Origin of the sequence: Rhizobium sp. TRM96647 (genome assembly GCF_025780115.1) — a bacterium.
In the GTDB taxonomy this organism is placed as follows: domain Bacteria; phylum Pseudomonadota; class Alphaproteobacteria; order Rhizobiales; family Rhizobiaceae; genus Mycoplana.
This window is the reverse complement of the sequence record NZ_JAOXHF010000004.1, coordinates 222816-240303: the sequence shown is the minus strand read 5'-3', so window position 1 is coordinate 240303 and position 17488 is coordinate 222816. Positions and strand designations below refer to the sequence as shown.

Annotated in this window: 17 protein-coding genes and 1 tRNA gene; 11 read left to right on the top strand and 7 right to left on the bottom strand. The window is 63.7% G+C overall.

The features are described from left to right. Positions 1 to 24: 24 nt before the first annotated feature. The 5 genes from yihA to rpmH form a co-directional block, all read right to left on the bottom strand. Complete coding sequence (gene yihA / locus OCK02_RS09675) at positions 25 to 678, bottom strand: ribosome biogenesis GTP-binding protein YihA/YsxC (protein WP_263812869.1); 654 nt, start codon at positions 676 to 678, stop codon at positions 25 to 27. A 52-nt stretch (positions 679 to 730) separates the two neighbouring features. Next, positions 731 to 1654: a DMT family transporter gene (locus OCK02_RS09670; RefSeq protein ID WP_263812868.1), complete on the bottom strand. Its 924-nt coding sequence runs from the start codon at positions 1652 to 1654 to the stop codon at positions 731 to 733. A gap of 151 nt (positions 1655 to 1805) precedes the next feature. Further along, positions 1806 to 3590 (bottom strand): membrane protein insertase YidC, encoded by a 1785-nt coding sequence (yidC, locus tag OCK02_RS09665; RefSeq protein ID WP_263812867.1) that lies wholly within the window; start codon positions 3588 to 3590, stop codon positions 1806 to 1808. Then, positions 3590 to 3979, bottom strand: coding sequence for a ribonuclease P protein component (gene rnpA, locus OCK02_RS09660; RefSeq protein WP_230808931.1), 390 nt, complete (start codon positions 3977 to 3979; stop codon positions 3590 to 3592). Before rnpA ends, yidC begins: the two co-directional genes overlap by 1 nt. A 32-nt stretch (positions 3980 to 4011) precedes the next feature. Continuing rightward, complete coding sequence (gene rpmH, locus OCK02_RS09655) at positions 4012 to 4149, bottom strand: 50S ribosomal protein L34 (RefSeq protein WP_108001706.1); 138 nt, start codon at positions 4147 to 4149, stop codon at positions 4012 to 4014. Between the two features lie 415 nt (positions 4150 to 4564). Between rpmH and OCK02_RS09650 the strand changes: the two genes are divergently transcribed. From OCK02_RS09650 to OCK02_RS09640, 3 genes are all read left to right on the top strand, one after another. Beyond that, entirely contained in the window at positions 4565 to 6562 is a 1998-nt protein-coding gene (locus tag OCK02_RS09650; RefSeq protein ID WP_263812866.1) for a methyl-accepting chemotaxis protein, read from the top strand. Between the two features lie 291 nt (positions 6563 to 6853). After that, on the top strand, positions 6854 to 8320 hold the full coding sequence (locus OCK02_RS09645) for a sensor histidine kinase (RefSeq protein ID WP_263812865.1): 1467 nt from the start codon (positions 6854 to 6856) through the stop codon (positions 8318 to 8320). 251 nt (positions 8321 to 8571) lie between these two features. Beyond that, positions 8572 to 8648: transfer RNA gene (locus tag OCK02_RS09640), tRNA-Arg, on the top strand. Between the two features lie 308 nt (positions 8649 to 8956). On the opposite strand, the gene gdhA is transcribed toward OCK02_RS09640, so the two are convergent. Continuing rightward, positions 8957 to 10303: an NADP-specific glutamate dehydrogenase gene (gdhA, locus tag OCK02_RS09635; protein ID WP_263813034.1), complete on the bottom strand. Its 1347-nt coding sequence runs from the start codon at positions 10301 to 10303 to the stop codon at positions 8957 to 8959. Between the two features lie 384 nt (positions 10304 to 10687). On the opposite strand from gdhA, the gene rnk reads away from it, so the two are divergent. Continuing rightward, positions 10688 to 11083, top strand: coding sequence for a nucleoside diphosphate kinase regulator (gene rnk / locus OCK02_RS09630; RefSeq protein WP_263812864.1), 396 nt, complete (start codon positions 10688 to 10690; stop codon positions 11081 to 11083). Positions 11084 to 11231: 148 nt separating this feature from the next. Here rnk and OCK02_RS09625 read toward each other — a convergent pair whose 3' ends face one another. After that, complete coding sequence (locus OCK02_RS09625) at positions 11232 to 12140, bottom strand: ribokinase (protein ID WP_263812863.1); 909 nt, start codon at positions 12138 to 12140, stop codon at positions 11232 to 11234. Positions 12141 to 12240: 100 nt separating this feature from the next. Between OCK02_RS09625 and OCK02_RS09620 the strand changes: the two genes are divergently transcribed. From OCK02_RS09620 to OCK02_RS09590, 7 genes are read left to right on the top strand one after another with little or no spacing between them, the layout of a single operon-like run. Beyond that, the gene (locus OCK02_RS09620; RefSeq protein WP_412178792.1) at positions 12241 to 13059 is read left to right on the top strand and encodes a FadR/GntR family transcriptional regulator; all 819 of its coding nucleotides are present in this window, start codon (positions 12241 to 12243) and stop codon (positions 13057 to 13059) included. Between the two features lie 30 nt (positions 13060 to 13089). After that, a complete protein-coding gene (gene rpiB / locus OCK02_RS09615; RefSeq protein ID WP_230807759.1) occupies positions 13090 to 13536 on the top strand; it encodes a ribose 5-phosphate isomerase B in 447 nt (148 codons plus the stop codon). Between the two features lie 32 nt (positions 13537 to 13568). Further along, a complete protein-coding gene (locus OCK02_RS09610; protein WP_263812862.1) occupies positions 13569 to 14495 on the top strand; it encodes an NAD(P)-dependent oxidoreductase in 927 nt (308 codons plus the stop codon). Then, positions 14492 to 15169, top strand: a complete 678-nt coding sequence (locus OCK02_RS09605) for an amino acid ABC transporter permease (RefSeq protein ID WP_263812861.1) — start codon at positions 14492 to 14494, stop codon at positions 15167 to 15169. The genes OCK02_RS09610 and OCK02_RS09605 overlap by 4 nt, the downstream gene beginning before the upstream one ends. 10 nt (positions 15170 to 15179) lie before the next feature. Continuing rightward, on the top strand, positions 15180 to 15851 hold the full coding sequence (locus OCK02_RS09600; RefSeq protein ID WP_263812860.1) for an amino acid ABC transporter permease: 672 nt from the start codon (positions 15180 to 15182) through the stop codon (positions 15849 to 15851). A 29-nt stretch (positions 15852 to 15880) separates the two neighbouring features. Continuing rightward, positions 15881 to 16606, top strand: a complete 726-nt coding sequence (locus OCK02_RS09595) for an amino acid ABC transporter ATP-binding protein (protein WP_318530129.1) — start codon at positions 15881 to 15883, stop codon at positions 16604 to 16606. Positions 16607 to 16631: 25 nt separating this feature from the next. Continuing rightward, a complete protein-coding gene (locus OCK02_RS09590; protein ID WP_263812859.1) occupies positions 16632 to 17429 on the top strand; it encodes a transporter substrate-binding domain-containing protein in 798 nt (265 codons plus the stop codon). Positions 17430 to 17488 lie beyond the last annotated feature (59 nt).

Sequence of the window (17488 nt, the reverse complement as noted above, 5' to 3'; positions counted from 1 at the left end):
GACGCAAGTCAAGAGTTTTGCGCTTTAGCGCGCGATCGTCGTCTCGATCGCGCCGCGCAGCGTGTCGAGGCCGCGGCCCTTTTCCGAGGAGGTCGAGAGCACCTCCGGATAGGCTGCCGGCCGCTTGCGGATCTTTTCGGTCGTCTCGGCGACGAGCCTCGGGACCCCCGCCTCCTTGATCTTGTCCGTCTTGGTCAGGACGACCTGGTAGGAGACGGCCGCCTTGTCGAGAAGGTCGAAGACGTCCTCGTCGTTCTTCTTGATGCCGTGGCGGCTGTCGACCAGCACGTAGACGCGCTTCAGCGTGGAACGGCCGCGCAGGTAGTCGAAGACGAGCTTCGTCCAGGCGTCGACCTGTTCCTTCGGCGCCTGCGCGTAGCCGTAGCCGGGCATGTCGACCAGCGCCATCGGCGGCAGGTCGCCTTCGGCGCCGGAATAGCCATCGGGCACGAAATAGTTCAGTTCCTGGGTGCGGCCCGGCGTGTTGGACGTGCGTGCCAGGCCCTTGTGGCCGACGAGCGCATTGATCAGCGAGGACTTGCCGACGTTCGAACGGCCGGCGAAGGCGATCTCCGGCGGGCCTTCCGGCGGCAGGAACTTCATCGCCGGAACGCCGCGGATGAAGATCCACGGACGCCCGAAGAGCGGCTTGTCCTCGCCGGAATGTGTCGCTGTCATCGTCTGGCCTTCCCGAGCTGTTCGCCCGGCTTCACGGTTTTGCCCCGCAATGTCAAGCGACAAGCGCAGCTCGCCGCTGGCGCCACATCTCCCGGCCGAGATAGCAAAGAAGCGCTGCGAGCACGATCGCGCCGCCCGCGACGGTGCGCTCGTCCGGCACCTCGCCGTGGAAGAGCGCCACCCAGAGCGGCGCCAGCACCGTCTCGGCCGTGCCGAGCAGGGCGGCGAGCGCCGAAGGGATCAGCCTTGCGCCGGTGACGAACAGGGCCAAGCCGAGACCGAAATTGAGGGCGCCGAAGACGACGAGAATGCCGAGTTCCGGCGCGGTGACGGCGAAGCCCGTGGCCTGCGAGGCGGCGACGACGCCGGCGATCGCCGTGCCGGTGAACACGGCCGGCGTCATCCGGACATGGGAGAAGCGCCGGGTGACGATGGTCGCGGTTGCGAAGGCGAACGCGATCAGGAGGGCCAGCGCGTCGCCGAGCGGCGAGACGCGCCCGGTGATCGAGCCGGAGACCATGATGCCGACGCCGAGGATGACAGCCGCGATCGCGACCCAGGTGGCGGCTGCGATGCGCTCGCCGAACAGGACGCGACACATCAGGGCGGCGATCAGCGGAACGCTCGCCTGGATGAGGACCACGTTGGCCACCGTGGTATAGGCCAGCGCCAGGATGAACGAGGTCGATGCGGTGGCAAAGCAGAGGCCGACGGCCAGGCCCGGCAGGCCCATGCCGGCAAAGAGCGCCCTCGTGCCGCGCACGCCGTCCCGCAGTAGCATGAAGGCAAGGAGGAAGAGGGCGGCGAACAGCGACCGCCAGAAGATGACGGTCCAGCCGTCGTCGATGTCGAGAAGCCGTGCGAGCATGCCGCCGAAGCTCCAGACGATCGCGGCGGCGAGCACCAGCGTGGCGCCATAGCCCTGGTTGCGGGCATCGGCACTGGCGGAGGACGGAGAAACCTCGGACGTTGACATGATCGTGCTCGCGGGAGTGGACGTGCGGATACTGGCAGGCCGCCGGCCAAGAGGCGCACGCGGCAGCGACGCGGCGACGTCGCAACGGGCACAGGCCAGAACGAAGAAGCCCCGGCGAACCGGGGCTTCGAGACGTGTCGGGGGAGGCCGGCTATTTCGCCGGATCCGGTTTCTTGCCGAACAGCCCCTTCAGATTGCTGAACAGTTCCACCTTGACGCCATGGCGGCGCATGATGATCGCCTGCTGGATGATGGAGAGCGTGTTGTTCCAGGCCCAGTAGATCACGAGGCCGGCCGGGAAGCTTGCCAGCATGAAGGTGAAGACCACCGGCATCCAGGTGAAGATCATCGCCTGGGTCGGGTCCGGCGGCGTCGGGTTCATGCGCATCTGCAGGAACATGGTGACACCCATGATCAGCGGCCAGACGCCGATGAGCAGCATGTGCGGCACCTCGAACGGCAAGAGGCCGAACAGGTTGAAGATCGAGGTCGGATCGGGGGCCGACAGGTCCTGGATCCAGCCGAAGAACGGCGCGTGGCGCATCTCGATGGTGATGTAGATAACTTTGTAGAGCGCGAAGAAGACCGGGATCTGCAACAGGATCGGCCAGCAGCCCGCCAGAGGATTGATCTTCTCCTCCTTGTAGAGCGCCATCATCGCCTGCTGCAGGCCCATCTTGTCGTCGCCGAACTTGGCCTTCAGTTCCTCCATCTTCGGCTGGAGCCGCTTCATGTTCGCCATCGAGGCGTACTGCTTGCTGGCGAGCGGGAAGAACACGCCCTTCACGACGATCGTGGTGATCAGGATGGCCACGCCGAAATTGCCGAAATAGCGGAAGAAGAAGTCCAGCATCTGGAACATCGGCTTGGTGAAGAACCAGAACCAGCCCCAATCGATCATCAGGTCGAAGCGCGGGATGGACAGCGACGTCTTGTAGCCGTCGATAACAGGCACTTCCTTGGCGCCGCCGAACAGCATGTTCTTGACTTCGCCGGTCTGCCCCGGCGCGATCGTGATCGCATCCTGGCGGAAGTCGGCCTGGAAGCGCGGGCGCCCGTCGGTGAAATGCGAGAAGCGGGTTTCATACGGGGTCGCCTGCGGCGGAATCAGGGCGGTCGCCCAGTACTTGTCGGTGATGCCGAGCCAGCCGCTCGTCGCCCTGCCGGGCGCAACGGTCGTCTCCTCCTCGGTATCGGAATAGCTGACTTCGTGCAGTCCAAGCTCGCCGAGATAGCCGATGAAGCCCTCGTGCAGGACATAGATGCTCGGCGTCGTCGGCTTGGTGAAGCGGGTGATGCGGCCGTAGCTGGAGAGCGACAGCGGCGCGCCTGTGGCATTCTCGATCTGGTCGGTGACCTGGAACATGTAGTGCTCGTCGACGGAGATCGTGCGGACGAAGCGGACGTTCTTGTCGTTGGTGTAGCTGAGCGTAATCGGGGTGGTGGTGGTGAGCTTGCCGGTGCCTTCCTGCGTCCAGACCGTCTGCGGACCGGGAACCTGGCCGGTGGTCTCGTTGCCGACATAGGCGACCTCGGCGAAATATCCGTGCTCGGTTTCAGCCGGGCTGAGAAGCGTGATGATCGGGCTCGAGCGATCGACGGTCTCGTGGTACTCGCGCAGCTTCAGGTCGTCGAAGCGCGCGCCGGTGAGGTTGATGGACCCGAGCAGCGAGCCCGTCTCGATCTGGACGCGCGCGCTCTGGGCAGGCGCTGCCTGCCCGCTTTCCGTGGCGGCACCGGGAACGGCGCCGGCTGCGGGCGTCGATGCCGCGGTCGTTCCCTGCGGGGTGACCGGATTGTCCTTGTCCAGTTCCGCCTGCATCTCGGCGACCGAGCGGTCGCGCTCGATCTTCGGATTGACGTAGAGGAACTGCCAGGCGATCAGGATCAGCACCGACAGCGCAATCGCCACGAAATAATTGCGGTTGTTTTCCATCATTCTTTCCCGGGGCCGGAGGGAGCCGGCCTCTTGTGTTTCTGCCTGTTGCTGATGCGCTCGCGGAGGCGATCCTGGAGTTCTGCAAAGCCCGCATGGAGAATGTCGCGCCTGGCGACGATGACATAGTCGTGTCCGGGCGCCATTGCAAACCCGGCCGACAGGCGCACCGCTTCCCTCAGGCGCCGGCGCATCCGGTTCCGTTCGACGGCATTGCCGTGTTTCTTGGTGACGGTGAAACCGACGCGCGGGGGAGCGTCCGGCTCGTGCCGGTCGCGCATCTCCAGGAGGAACAGCGGCCCTTTGCGCTTTTCTCCCTCCCGCACATAAAGAAACTGCGGGCGGCTTTTCAGCCGTCCGACAGTCAATTTTTCGTCATTCTTGGTCATTGCCCGGCTCTCGCTTCGGGCAAGCGCGGCGTTTAGGCCGAAAGACGCTTGCGACCGCGTGCACGGCGAGCGGAAAGAACCGCGCGACCGCCCTTGGTGGCCATACGGGCACGGAAGCCGTGACGACGCTTGCGAACAAGCTTGGAAGGCTGATAGGTACGCTTCGACATTTATTTTAACACCGCGGTGTGCGGCCCTTCTTGGGTTTGCGTTTAAGCAAGGAGCGTTACGTTTGCGGACGCATTCGCCGTCGCCGAAGTGACGGTCCGTCCGGACGTGCGCGGCTTATAAGGGGAAAGGCCGGGAAAAGTCAATTCCGGGCTGAAAATCCGGACCCTGGGCCGAAATGATTAACACAACGCGGCCATTTCTTGTCTTCCTGATGGCGAAGACCCCCGCCCGCCTCACGTAACGTAAGGCGAAGCCGCTGTTTTTCTTGACGAATATCAATAGGCAAATGCGGCAACTCCGCCGCAACATTAGCTTTCGTTAGAATTCTCATTAACTTTTAAAGGGTAAAACGGAGCACGTACACGGTGCGGCTGCCGCTGCATTCGTTCGACAGTGGCAACGGAGGAACCGTCCATGAAAATACGTGCGAAGATCTATCTTATCGTCGGGCTGATGGGGATGCTGTCCGTCCTCATCGGCGCAATGGGACTTCTGGTCGTCCAGCAGTACGACCAGAAGCTGCGCGAATACGAGACGGCCGCCGACCGCGCCTTCCTCGGCGAGCACCTCAACAGGCAGGTCACCGCCGTGGTGATGGAAGCCCGCGGCATCTATGCCTCGCCGACGACCGAGCAGGCCCAGAAATTCGCCGACGGCATCCGCAAGGAACTGGACGGGATCGACGAGACCCTGACCACCTGGCGCCCGAAGGTTCCCGCCGACCAGATCGCCGGCTTCGACGCCGTCGTCGCCCGCGCGGCCGAATTCCGGATGTTCCGCGCGGAGACGGCGCGCCTCGGCACCGAAGTGTCGCCGCAGGCCGCCAACGAACAGGGCAACAACGAGGCCAACCGCGCCAACCGCAAGGCTTTCCAGCAGGAGATCGACGCCGTCGTCGAGATCGACCGCGAAGACCTGAACGCGATCAAGGCGGACATTTCCGATTTCAAGATGCTGATGCTGACAGCGGTGCTGGCCACCGTGGTGATCGGCCTTGCCGCCGGCGGCGGCGCCGCCTTCTACGTGGCGACGAACCAGATCAGCCGGCCGATCCAGAACGTCACGGCGACGATGAAACAGCTCGCAGGCGGCGACCTTTCGACCGAAGTGCCCTATGCCGGACGCAAGGACGAGATCGGCGAGATGGCCGCAGCCGTCTCGGTGTTCCGCCAGAACGCCATCGAGGTGCACGACCTGAACGCACAGGAACAGGTGCTGCGCGAAAAGAGCGCCGACCTGCAGTCCTCGATCGCCACCGTCGTGCATGCCGCAGCCGCAGGCGACTTCAAGCAGCGCATCGACAAGGACTACGGCAACGACGACCTCAACCGTTTCGCCGCAGGCGTCAACGAACTCGTCAGCAGCGTCGACACCGGCATCAACGAGACGCGCCGCGTCATCGCAGCGCTGGCGGACGGCGACCTCACCGGCTCGATGAGCGGCTCCTTCCAGGGCGCGTTCGCCGAACTGCAGACCAACGTCAACAATACGCTGGCGACGCTGCAGAAGGCGATGCGCGAGGTCAGGGCCTCCACCGATTCGATCAATGCCAACTCCGGCGAGTTGCGCACCGCGTCCGACGACCTCTCCAAGCGGACCGAACAGCAGGCCGCAGCGCTCGAGGAGACCTCCGCGGCCCTGGAAGAGATCACCGCAGCCGTCAAGAACTCGACCGACCGGGCACAGGAAGCCACCATCATGGTGGGCGAGGCGACCCAGAGCGCCAAGCAGTCCGGCGAGGTGGTGCGCAACGCGGTCGACGCCATGGGCCGTATCGAGCAGGCATCCAACGAGATCACACAGATCATCAACGTGATCGACGAGATCGCCTTCCAGACCAACCTGCTGGCGCTGAACGCCGGCGTCGAGGCGGCGCGTGCGGGTGATGCGGGCAAGGGCTTTGCCGTGGTCGCCCAGGAAGTGCGCGAACTGGCGCAGCGCGCCGCAAGCGCTGCCAAGGACATCAAGGGGCTCATCAACAAGTCGAGCGAGGAGGTCGCGACCGGCGTCCGCTATGTCCAGGCCACCGGCACGTCGCTCGCCGACATCGAGACCCGCGTGCTGAAGATCAACGACCACATCCACTCGATCGCGACCGCGGCCCGCGAACAGGCCACCGGCCTGCAGGAGGTCTCGACCGCCGTCAACCAGATGGACCAGGTGACGCAGCACAATGCCGCGATGGTGGAGGAAAGCTCGGCTGCAACCCACAAGCTGAAGGCCGAGGCCGACAGCCTGGCGAGCCTGGTCTCCCGGTTCCGCACCGGCGAGGGGCAGGTCGCCGTCGCCCAGGCCAGCCACCGCCCGGTCGAATCGCCGGCGCGGAGGATCATCGGCAACGTGGCCCGCGCCTTCACCAGCCGCGGCAACGCAGCCGTCGCCGCCAGCCCGGAAGGCTGGGAAGAATTCTGACCCCGGTCAGGGTCCGATTGAGAGACCTGAAGGTGGCGGATCGTTTTCCGCCACCTTTTTTGTTGCCTCCGCAAAGCGGAGACACCACACCCTCGAGCCTCCTCCATTGGACAGGCAGGCCATATCCGCTATGATTGCGACCATGCGATGCGCGGGCGACCTTTTCGGCAGGTGCCCGCAATCGGCAGGCGCGGCGACCAGGGAGCCTGGACGTGGCGAGCCTCCTGAAAGGACTTGAAGAATTCCGTGTTGAAATGCCGCTGTGACCCGCGAGATGGCCGGGAGTTCGCGATGAAGGACAACGAAGCCGCCCCGATGCTGGGCAATGTGCCGATGCCGAGTGCCATGAAGGGACTGTCCGGGCGTCTGCTGCTTTTGACGGTCGCCTTCATCGTGCTCGCCGAAGTCCTGATCTTTGCCCCGTCGATCGCGAACATGCGGGTGCGCTGGCTGAGCGACCGGCTGAACGTCGCCGCGGCGGCGGCGATCGTCGCGGACGGCTTCCCGCAGCAGGACCTGACCCGGGCCCTGCAGGACGAGACGCTGATGGCGACCGGGACCAAGGCGATCGTGCTGCGCCGCCACGACGCCGCCCGCCTCGTCGCCGTCGCCGACATCCCGCCGAAGGTGGACGCGCAATACGATCTTTCGGCCGTCGAGCCGATCTCGGCCATCTGTGCCGCGCTGGATACCCTGTTCTTCGGCGGCGACCGCATCATCCGCGCCTACGGCCCGCTCGGCGACAGCGGTACGACGATCGAGGTGGTGCTGACGGACAAGGCGCTGCGCAAGGCGATGCTCTCCTTCGCCTGGACGGTCTTCCTGCTGACGACCGTGCTTTCGGCGATCACCGGCGGCCTGATCTTCCTGACCATCAACCGGATGCTGGTCCGGCCGATCCGCAGCATGACCGGCAACATGCGCGACTTCGCAGCCGACCCTTCCGATCCGACCCGCATCCTCAAGCCCTCCGGCGGACAGGACGAACTCGCGGTCGCTGCCGTCCACCTGGCGGAGATGCAGAGGGCGCTGCAGGGAACGCTGAAGGAGCAGAAGAACCTCGCCGACCTCGGACTTGCGGTGTCCAAGATCAACCACGACATGCGCAACATTCTCTCTTCGGCCCAGCTGATGTCGGACAGGCTCGCCGATGTCGACGATCCCGTCGTCAAACGCTTCGCGCCGAAGCTTCTGAGGACGATCGACCGGGCCGTCGGCTATACGACGGACGTGCTCTCCTACGGCCGGATGCAGGAGCCGGCGCCGCGCCGCCGCTTCGTGCCGCTGGCGCCGCTCGTCGCAGACGTCTCCGAGATGCTCTCGATCGATCCGGTCTCGGGCGTCGACTTCGTCATGGAGGTGGAAACGGGGCTGGAGGTGGATGCCGACAGCGAACAGCTCTTCCGGGTGATCCACAATCTCTGCCGCAATGCCGTCGAGGCGCTGACGCAGCATCCCGGCCGCGGCCATGGCTATCTGACCGTGTCGGCGGTCCGCACGGGCAGCGTCGTCTCGATCACCGTCGACGACACCGGTCCCGGCATGCCGCCCAAGGCGCGCGAGAACCTGTTTGCCGCGTTTCGTGGATCGGCTCGCTCCGGGGGCACCGGGCTCGGGCTGGCGATTGCCCGCGAACTCGTGCTCGCCCATGGCGGCACGATCGCACTGGTGGAGAAGGCGACGGAAGGCACCCAGTTCCGCATCGAGCTGCCGGATCGCCCCGTTCCGCTGGCCGCCTTCCGCAACAGGGCGTCCTGAACGCCTTTCCAGCGTCCCGCTTGGCCGCGCCCGTCTCACCGTCCGCGCTGCGCCTGTCGACGCCGCAAGACCGACGTGAAACGTGCACGACAAGCTGGAGCCCCGGCTGTCGCAGTGCCCTTCGCGCGATCACCGGCTCAGGGGAATTGACTCAGGGGATTTGAACTTTTTTCGCAGAAGGCGCTTGCATTAGCGCGACGGACCCAGTAGGAGATCGCTCGCAGCCGGGCAACACGCCCACCGCTGAAAACGCACCCGTAGCTCAGCTGGATAGAGCACCAGACTACGAATCTGGGGGTCAGGAGTTCGAATCTCTTCGGGTGCGCCATTTTTCCAATGACTCAGACATGCCTCTTCTCTCTTCAGGAGAGCAACAGGAAAAATGTCTTGTGGTTCGTCTCGATCTTCTCGGCCGCCCGCAATCTCTCCGCCATTCCGCATGTTGGATGGCCGCCCTGACCACCCATTGGCTGATCTCAGGAGAAGCGCGGAATCCCGATACCCGCCTGATGGTGTGACGTTTCCCGAGGCTTTCGTTGCATGACCGCCAGAGAACGCCCGATCACCGTGACCCCGGTGCTGCAGGTGCGAGCGCACCTGCAGCACCGTTGACGAATGCGCCCTGAGCGCCTGCCCTCAGATCACGCCGAGGGCATCCATGGCTTCGGCCACCCGCACGAAGCCTGCGATGTTGGCCCCAAGGACGTAGTCCCCCGGCGCGCCATACTCCTCGGCCGTCTCGGCACAACGATCGTGGATCGCTTCCATGATGGTTGCGAGACGCGCCTCGGTCTGCTCGAAGGTCCAGCTGTCGCGCGAGGCGTTTTGCTGCATCTCCAGCGCCGAGGTCGCGACCCCTCCCGCATTGGCAGCCTTGCCCGGTGCGAAGAGGATGCCGGCGTCCTGAAAGATGCGGACGGCCTCGGGCGTGGAGGGCATGTTCGCCCCCTCGCCCACAGCCACGACGCCGTTCTTCACCAGGGCGCGCGCATCCTTTCCGGTGAGTTCATTCTGGGTCGCGGACGGCATCGCGACGTCGCATGGAACATCCCAAATGGAGCCGCCTTCGATGTAGCGCGCCTTCGCTCCCTTGAGCTTCGCGTATTCGCTGATCCGCTCGCGCCGGACTTCCTTGATCTCCTTGACCAGCTGAAGGTCAATGCCGTCCTCGTCGACCACGTAGCCATTCGAGTCGGAACACGCGATGATCCGGCCTCCGAATTCGGAGACTTTTTCCATGGTGTAGATCGCGACGTTGCCGGAGCCGGAGACGGCTACCCGTTTTCCTTCGAAGTCCTGCCCCCTGGTTCCGAGCATCCGCTGAACAAAATAGGTCGCGCCAAAGCCGGTCGCCTCTTTTCGGGCACGCGATCCGCCATGGAAAAGCGCCTTCCCCGTGAGGACGCCGGCTTCATAACGGTTGGTAAGGCGTTTGTACTGGCCGAACATGTAGCCGATCTCCCGGCCTCCGACCCCGATGTCGCCCGCGGGAACGTCCGTATATTCACCCAGATGCCGATGAAGCTCGGTCATGAAGGACTGGCAGAACCGCATGATCTCGCCGTCCGAGCGGCCCCGCGGGTTGAAGTCCGAACCGCCCTTGCCGCCGCCAATCGGCATGCCTGTCAACGCGTTCTTGAAGGTCTGCTCGAAACCAAGGAACTTGATGATGCCGACATTCACCGACGGATGGAACCGGATGCCTCCCTTGTAGGGGCCGAGCGCCGAATTGAACTGAACCCGGAAACCGCGGTTGATCTGGACCTGTCCGGCATCATCAACCCACGGCACTCGAAAGATGATCTGGCGCTCCGGCTCACAGATCCTCTCTATGAGGGCGTTTTCGGCGTAACGGGGATGCTTGGCTATGACGCGCCCGACACTTTCGAGCACCTCGCGCACCGCCTGGTGAAATTCGAGTTCACCGCCGTTACGCCTGAAGACTTCCGTTAGAATTGGTTCCAGTTTCTCATCGACATTCACAATGTTTCTCCTATTACCGGCTCGCCTCAACGCGACCCGCGCGGGCGCGCAATAACCGGTGGGATCGAATAAGGGAATAGGATTTTCCGGCACCGTGACGAAGGACCGCACAGGGATGCCCCATGATACCCGCCCCGACGCCTTGACTTCCTTCTTTTGCATGGCATCATCCCCGCCATGTTGAAGCCTCTGGATCGACATTGCTGTCTTCTCCGCCGAGAGTGTTCCATCGAAGGACACTAGCCCGGGTCCTTGACTGCTGTCGCGCACCTGAATCCGGGGACTGAACTTTCTCACTTCTCCCGTTCTGCGCGACCACTACCGACAATTTGATCCACCTCACTGGTGCGTGGTCCTGAAGGACCGGGCAGAAGGGCTTGAACCATGGAAACGAGACACACCGATCAGGACAGGCCGCATATCGTCCTGCGCGCGAGCGAACATTCACGTTTGACGTCGCTGGCTCTGGCAGCGCCAGGCCGCGACCTTGACGTTGCGGACGACCTGCAGGCCGAACTGGAGCGGGCTTCGATCGTGTCGGACGACCAGCTCCCGACCACCGCGGTCGCGATGGGCTCGACGGTCACATACGAGACGGAAAGCGGTCAAAGCCGCACGGTCACTCTGTGCTATCCCGGCAAGGCCGACATAGAACGCTCCATGGTCAGCGTCCTGACGCCCATCGGGGTCGCACTCATCGGAATGGCGCCGGGCCAGGCGATCAACTGGAGCGGACGGGACGGCCAGATGCATCGGCTGACGATCAAGTCGGTGGAATGAGCAGGGACTGCAGGAATCAGGGCTCGCCGTGAAGACGAGCCCATCACCTGCCGAAGGATCCGGAGATCAAAGCAGGAGGCCGCCATTGGGCGGCGACATGCCGTCATCAAGGTCGGCTCCGAAGTCCCGCGCAGGCGCCGCCCGGAGACTATGCGGATCCCTCCAACCCATCGACTCTGCCTGCGTCGGGAACGGCCGGCTGGGCGCCCTTGGCAAGGCAGGCGAGTGAACCCGCGACGGCCGCGCGCCGCAGCGCCGATTTGAGGTCGAGGCCCTGTTCGAGGCTGCCGGCGAGATAGCCGCAGAACGTGTCGCCGGCACCGACCGTGTCCACAGGCTCGATATCGAGGCTCCTGGCCTGGATGATCGCGCCATCGTGGATAGCGATCGCGCCGTCGGCCCCCATCGTCAGAACGACGGTTTGGCCGCAATCTTCGTGCAAGCGCAACAGAGCATCGCGGCGCTGGCCCATGTCATGGATCCTTGATCCCACGAGCAGTTCGAACTCGGTTTCGTTGCACACCACGATGTCGGCCAACGCAGCCAGGCGCGGAACGTCCGCCGTGAACGGCGCGGTATTGAAGATCGTCACGATATTCTTTTCGCGCGCAGCCTTCATGGCGCGTGCGACTGTGTCGGCCGGGACCTCCATCTGCAGCATCAGTTTGTCGCCGGCCGTCATGGCCGCGATGGCCTCATCAGCCATTCTCTCGTCGACAGCATCATTCGCCCCCGCCACGATCGTGATCATGTTCTCTCCTGCGGCATCGACCAGGACGACTGCGATCCCCGTCACGGCCGACACGGTCCTCACTGCGGCAAGATCGACCGAAGCCCTGCGAAGCATGCTCAGCGCATCGGCTGCGAAGCCGTCGTTTCCGACAGCACCGACCATCCGCACGTTGCTGCCGGACAACTTGGCCGCCAACGCCTGATTGGCCCCCTTCCCTCCCGCCGACGTTTCGAACGTCCGCCCGGCGACGGTTTCCCCCGGACGGGGGTGGCGTTCCGTGGTGGCGACGAGATCCATGTTGATGGAGCCGAGAACGGTGATCATGAAGCCGCTTACCCTCTACTTGAGCACCCGTCGGCGCATGCCGCGGGCGTTTTCTGGTAAAAAAATCGGGATATAGCAATAGCTTACAAGAAACTTCAACTTGCAGCTTGACAGTGTCCCGACCGTGGATAGTTTAGTGGTCATACCACGGTATGGACAGAAGATGACAGTCAAAAAAACCATTCGCCGCGAACCACAGGAAGCCGGAGCCCACAACCGGGTCGCAGCTTTTCTGCGGGACCAATTGCTGTCAGGGGATCTGAAGGCAGGGGATTGTCTGCTGCCCGAGCGTGAGCTGGCGGCTCAACTGAACGTCAGCCGTCCCGTCCTGCGGGAGGCCCTGCGCGCACTGTCCATGATCGGCGCCGTCGAGATCAGGCACGGCGTCGGCACGATCGTTCGGCGACCGGATGCCACCGCCCTCGGGGATATCTTCAGCTTCATGCTCGCCCACGGTTCGAATGTGACCGGAGACATCATGGAGGCGAGGAAAGCGATCGAGCATCATGCGGTGCGTCTCGCCTGCCAGCGCGCGACCGAACAGGATTTCGCAAACGTCGCCAACGCGCTCGGACGCATTGTCGAGACGATCGACAATCCGGAACTGGGCGGCGTGGCCGATTTCCAGTTCCACGAAGCGATCGTCAGCGCCTCGCATTCGCCGACGCTGGTGACGATCTACGCTTCGATTTCGCAATTGATGATGCGCTCTCATCTCGAACGCCGGGAAAAGATCATCCGGGTCGACGGCATCGAAGAGTTCCTGATCGACCATCACCGCATGATCCTCGAAGCCCTGGCCGCCCGCGACCGGGTGCGGGCCGATGACCTGCTCCACCAGCATTTCGAGATCGGCGCCGACTTCAGGCGTCGGGCCAGCCTTCACGACATTTCCGTCGGCACGGGCATTTCGAACTAGTTCTCCATTCATTCAACAGGGAAAATTCTCATGAATATTGTTATCGGCAGCGATCATGCGGGCTTTCCGCTGAAGGCGGACGTCATTGCCGTGCTCAAGGAACTCGGTCACACGGTCGAGGACATCGGCAGCTTCACGCCCGAGCCCGTCGACTTCCCGGACATTGCCGGACTGCTCTGCCAGAAGGTCCGTGACGGTGTCGCCGACCGCGGCATCCTCGTATGCGGCACCGGCGTCGGCGCAGCGATCGCCGCCAACAAGATCAACGGCATTCGTGCTGCCGTCTGCCACGACGTGCATTCGGCCCACCAGAGCGTCGAACACGACGACGTCAACGTCATGTGCATCGGCGCCAAGATCGTCGGCCCCTGGCTCGCCCGCGACCTGGTGGTCGCATATCTCGACGCCGAATTCGATCGCAATGAAGACTTCGTGCGCCGGGTCGAAAAGCTCTCCGCTCTGGAGAGGGCGCAGTAAGGCGCCGCACTGACGTGTTCGGGAGGATAGACATGACCGTAAGCAATTTGCCGAAGCTGGCATTCGTCGGCCTCGGCGTCATGGGCCGCGAGATGGCCGGTCATCTGATCGCAGCAGGGTATCGGGTGCGGATCTTCGACATTTCGCCCGAGGCGGTCGGCAGCTTGTCCAAAAGCGGCGGCATCGCATCGACAAGTGTCGCGGAAGCCGTCGCCGATGCCGAGATCACCATCTCCATGCTGCCGAATACCCCGCAGGTCGAGGATGTGGTCTATCGCGACGGCGTGCTCGCACATATGCCCTCAGGCGGGATCTTCATCGACATGAGCACGATTTCACCGGAGGCGACGCGTGCCATGGCTGCCTCTCTTGCGGAGAAGTCGATCTCGATGCTCGACGGGCCCGTCTCCGGCGGGCCGGTCGGCGCCAGGAACGCAGCGCTTTCGATCATGGTCGGCGGCGAGCGTTCCGCCTTCGAGCGCGCCGAGGCGGTGCTCAAGGTCATGGGTACGACGATCACCCATGTCGGCGCTCCGGGCGCCGGCCAGACGGTCAAGCTTTGCAACCAACTCGTCTGCGCCGTCAACATCCAGGCAATTTGCGAAGCGCTCGCGCTTGGTCGCGCCAGCGGGGTCGACCTGGCGCAGATGCGCGACGTGCTGCTTGGTGGTTCGGCATCGTCCTGGATGCTCGACAAGCTCGGCCCGGCGATGATCGACGGCGATGCCAGTGCGGGCTTCCGCATCGATCTGATGCTGAAGGACCTTCGGCTGGTCCTGGAGATGGCGGGGCAGAACGACGTGCCACTGCCGGCGACCTCGCTCGTCACCTCGCAATATGTCGAGGCACGCGCACATGGTGAAGGTTCGAACGGCAACCAGGCGCTGTTTCGCGTCTATGATCGCATGACCGGCCAGGCAGCCTCGCGCGGCACCGCGGTCGCGGCAGGTCACCGATGACCTTCGACTTCTCCGTCGTTCTCCTTCGCTGGCAGATGCTGGTCGACGGCATGGCGCTGACGGCCCAGTTGGCGCTGATCACGACATTGACCGGCTTCGTCATCGGAACGGCATGCGCCATCGCACGCCGTTCCGGCAGCCCGACCTTGCGGGCAATTGCCGCAACCTATGTGGAAAGCGTCCGCAACACGCCGTTCCTGGTGCAGATCTTCGTCATCTACTTCGGTCTGTCCAGCCTGGGCTTTTCGTTCGGCGCCATCTTCGTGGCCGCGCTCGCATTGACGGTCAATGTCGGGGCCTACACCGCCGAGATCATGCGCGCCGGTTTCGACTCGATCCAGAAGGGCCAATGGGAGGCCGGGGAATGCCTGGGCCTGTCGCCGGTCCAGCTCTACTGGCATGTCGGCCTCAGGCCGGCGATGGAGCGGGTCTACCCCGCCCTGACAAGCCAGTTCATCCTGCTGATGCTCGCCTCTTCGGTGACCTCGCAGATCTCCGCCGAGGAACTGACGGCAGCGGGCAATTTCATCCAGTCGGAGACCTACCGGCCCTTCGAGACCTACATCGTCATCGCCGTCATCTATCTCTTCCTGTCGCTCGTCATGCGCGCTCTCTTCTGGGCGCTCGGCATGGCCATGTTCCCGCGCCGTCGCCGGCTCGGCACGCCTTTGTGAGGGAGGCCCGATGATGACCGCATTCAATCACAACCACCTGCTCTTCCTGCTCAACGGCGTGGTCTGGACGCTCGTCCTCACCGCAATGGCCTTCGTCGGCGGCGGTATCGTCGGCTTCCTCGTCGCTCTCGGAAGGATCACAGCGTCACGCGCCGTGCGCATGATCACGGCCGCCTATGTCCAGCTCATCCAGGGCACGCCACTCCTGGTCATCATGTTCATCATCTATTTCGGCCTGCCGACGCTGGGCTTCTCCATCACGCCGCTGTTTGCCGCCGGAATCTCGCTGACTATCTATGTCAGCGCCTATCTCGGCGAGATCTGGCGCGGCTGCCTGGAATCCGTCCCGAAGGCGCAATGGGAGGCCGCCGAGTGCCTGGCACTGTCCAGGCCCCAGCGGATGTTCAAGGTGATCCTGCCGCAGGCGATCCGGATCGCGACGCCGCCGACGGTCGGTTTCAGCGTGCAGATCGTCAAGAACACGTCGCTTGCCTCCGTCGTCGGCTTCGTGGAGCTGACGCGCGCCGGGCAACTCATCAACAATTCGATCTTCGAGCCCTTCCTCATCTACCTCATCGTCGCCGCACTTTACTTCTGCCTATGCTTCCCGCTGTCGGCATTCAGTCAGCGGCTCGAGCGCATGGGGCCGAGAAGGCGGGCGATGGTCAAGCCAGCGATCTGACGCTGCGCAATTTTTCCGGGAGGCTGATCATGGCAATGATCGCACTAAATCAGGTGAAGAAGAGCTTCGGCGCGGTCAACGTGCTGCAGGGCGTGACATTCAACGTCGAAAAGGGCGAGGTCGCAGCACTGATCGGCGCCAGCGGCTCGGGCAAGAGCACGGCCCTTCGCTGCGTCGATCGGCTGGAGGTCATCGACAGCGGCGAGATCGTCGTGGCCGATCACAAGGTCCATGACCCGCAGCTCAACCTGCGCAAATTGCGCCTGGACGTCGGCATCGTCTTCCAGAGCTACAATCTGTTTCCGCACCTGACCATCGAGGAGAACATCACCCTTGCTCCCCGATCCGTGAAGAAGCTGCCGAAAAACCAGGCTTGCGACCTCGCGCGTGCGGCGCTCGAGCGCGTCGGCCTCGGCGACAAGGCGGACCACTATCCCGAGCAGTTGTCCGGCGGACAGCAGCAGCGCGCCGCAATCGCGCGATCGCTGGCCATGGAGCCGAAGGTGATGCTGTTCGACGAGGTCACATCGGCGCTCGACCCCAAGCTTACCGGCGAGGTCCTGCGTGTCATCGAGAAGCTCGCCGAGAGCGGCATGACGATGATCATGGTGACCCACGAGATGAACTTCGCGCGAAAGGTCGCCGATCGCGTGATCTTCATGCATCGCGGCCTCGTGCACGAGGAGGGCGATGCCGCGATCCTCAGCACGCCGCAGACGGCGGAACTGAGAGATTTCCTGAGTCACGACCTTTGAATTCACACCAACGGAGGAGAATGAAATGCTGAAGAAACTTTTCGCGTTCGGCGTCGTGGGAGCGATGCTGACGGCCCAGGCAGTCCCTGCCCTGGCCGACACCTACGCCGACATCATCGCGGCAAAGAAGATCAGGGTATCCACCGATCTCGCAATCCCGCCGTCCGGAATGCTGGACGCGAACCTCAAGCCGGTCGGTTCGGATGTCGAGACCGCGCAGCTTCTCGCCAAGGATTGGGGCGTCGAAGTGGAGTTCATCCAGACGACCGGGGCAACCCGCATTCCCAACCTGCAGACCAACAAGGCCGACATCGTCATCTCGACGCTCTCGGTCACGCCGGAACGTGCCCAGGTGATCGATTTCTCGAAGGCCTATGCCGGTCTGCAGTCCGTCATCGCAGCACCTGCAGCCTCGCCGATCAAGGATTGGGCGGACCTCAAGGGCCAGACCATCACCGTCACGCGCGGCACCACGCAGGATAGCGAATTGACGAAGCTGGCAGACGAGCATGGCTTCACCGTCGCACGCTACGACGACGATGCGACCATGGTCACCGCCGCCGTCTCGGGGCAGGCCAAGGCCATCGCGACGTCCGCCACGCTGGTCAAGCAGGTCCATGACAAGAACCCCACCCTGGCGTTCGAACCGAAGGTCACCATCCGCGTCCTCGACCTGGCGATCGGCGTTCGCAAGAACGAACCGGAACTGCTCGCCAAGGTCAATGAGTGGGTAGCAGCGAACTTGAAGAACGGCAAGCTGAACGAAATCTATCAGAAGTACCACGGCACGCCGTTGCCGGAGGAAATCCTCAACGCGGATTGAGGCGTTCGAGACCGGGCAGGACGCCCTGGGCGGATGTTCGCGCCATGACCGCGAACATC

What these genes read in the sequence shown, in the direction of transcription:
- yihA (WP_263812869.1), bottom strand. Translation starts at nt 678, where the DNA reads ATGACAGCGACACATTCCGGCGAGGACAAGCCGCTCTTCGGGCGTCCG.
- OCK02_RS09670 (WP_263812868.1), bottom strand. Translation starts at nt 1,654, where the DNA reads ATGTCAACGTCCGAGGTTTCTCCGTCCTCCGCCAGTGCCGATGCCCGC.
- yidC (WP_263812867.1), bottom strand. Translation starts at nt 3,590, where the DNA reads ATGGAAAACAACCGCAATTATTTCGTGGCGATTGCGCTGTCGGTGCTG.
- rnpA (WP_230808931.1), bottom strand. Translation starts at nt 3,979, where the DNA reads ATGACCAAGAATGACGAAAAATTGACTGTCGGACGGCTGAAAAGCCGC.
- rpmH (WP_108001706.1), bottom strand. Translation starts at nt 4,149, where the DNA reads ATGTCGAAGCGTACCTATCAGCCTTCCAAGCTTGTTCGCAAGCGTCGT.
- OCK02_RS09650 (WP_263812866.1), top strand. Translation starts at nt 4,565, where the DNA reads ATGAAAATACGTGCGAAGATCTATCTTATCGTCGGGCTGATGGGGATG.
- OCK02_RS09645 (WP_263812865.1), top strand. Translation starts at nt 6,854, where the DNA reads ATGAAGGACAACGAAGCCGCCCCGATGCTGGGCAATGTGCCGATGCCG.
- rnk (WP_263812864.1), top strand. Translation starts at nt 10,688, where the DNA reads ATGGAAACGAGACACACCGATCAGGACAGGCCGCATATCGTCCTGCGC.
- OCK02_RS09625 (WP_263812863.1), bottom strand. Translation starts at nt 12,140, where the DNA reads ATGATCACCGTTCTCGGCTCCATCAACATGGATCTCGTCGCCACCACG.
- rpiB (WP_230807759.1), top strand. Translation starts at nt 13,090, where the DNA reads ATGAATATTGTTATCGGCAGCGATCATGCGGGCTTTCCGCTGAAGGCG.
- OCK02_RS09610 (WP_263812862.1), top strand. Translation starts at nt 13,569, where the DNA reads ATGACCGTAAGCAATTTGCCGAAGCTGGCATTCGTCGGCCTCGGCGTC.
- OCK02_RS09605 (WP_263812861.1), top strand. Translation starts at nt 14,492, where the DNA reads ATGACCTTCGACTTCTCCGTCGTTCTCCTTCGCTGGCAGATGCTGGTC.
- OCK02_RS09600 (WP_263812860.1), top strand. Translation starts at nt 15,180, where the DNA reads ATGATGACCGCATTCAATCACAACCACCTGCTCTTCCTGCTCAACGGC.
- OCK02_RS09595 (WP_318530129.1), top strand. Translation starts at nt 15,881, where the DNA reads ATGGCAATGATCGCACTAAATCAGGTGAAGAAGAGCTTCGGCGCGGTC.
- OCK02_RS09590 (WP_263812859.1), top strand. Translation starts at nt 16,632, where the DNA reads ATGCTGAAGAAACTTTTCGCGTTCGGCGTCGTGGGAGCGATGCTGACG.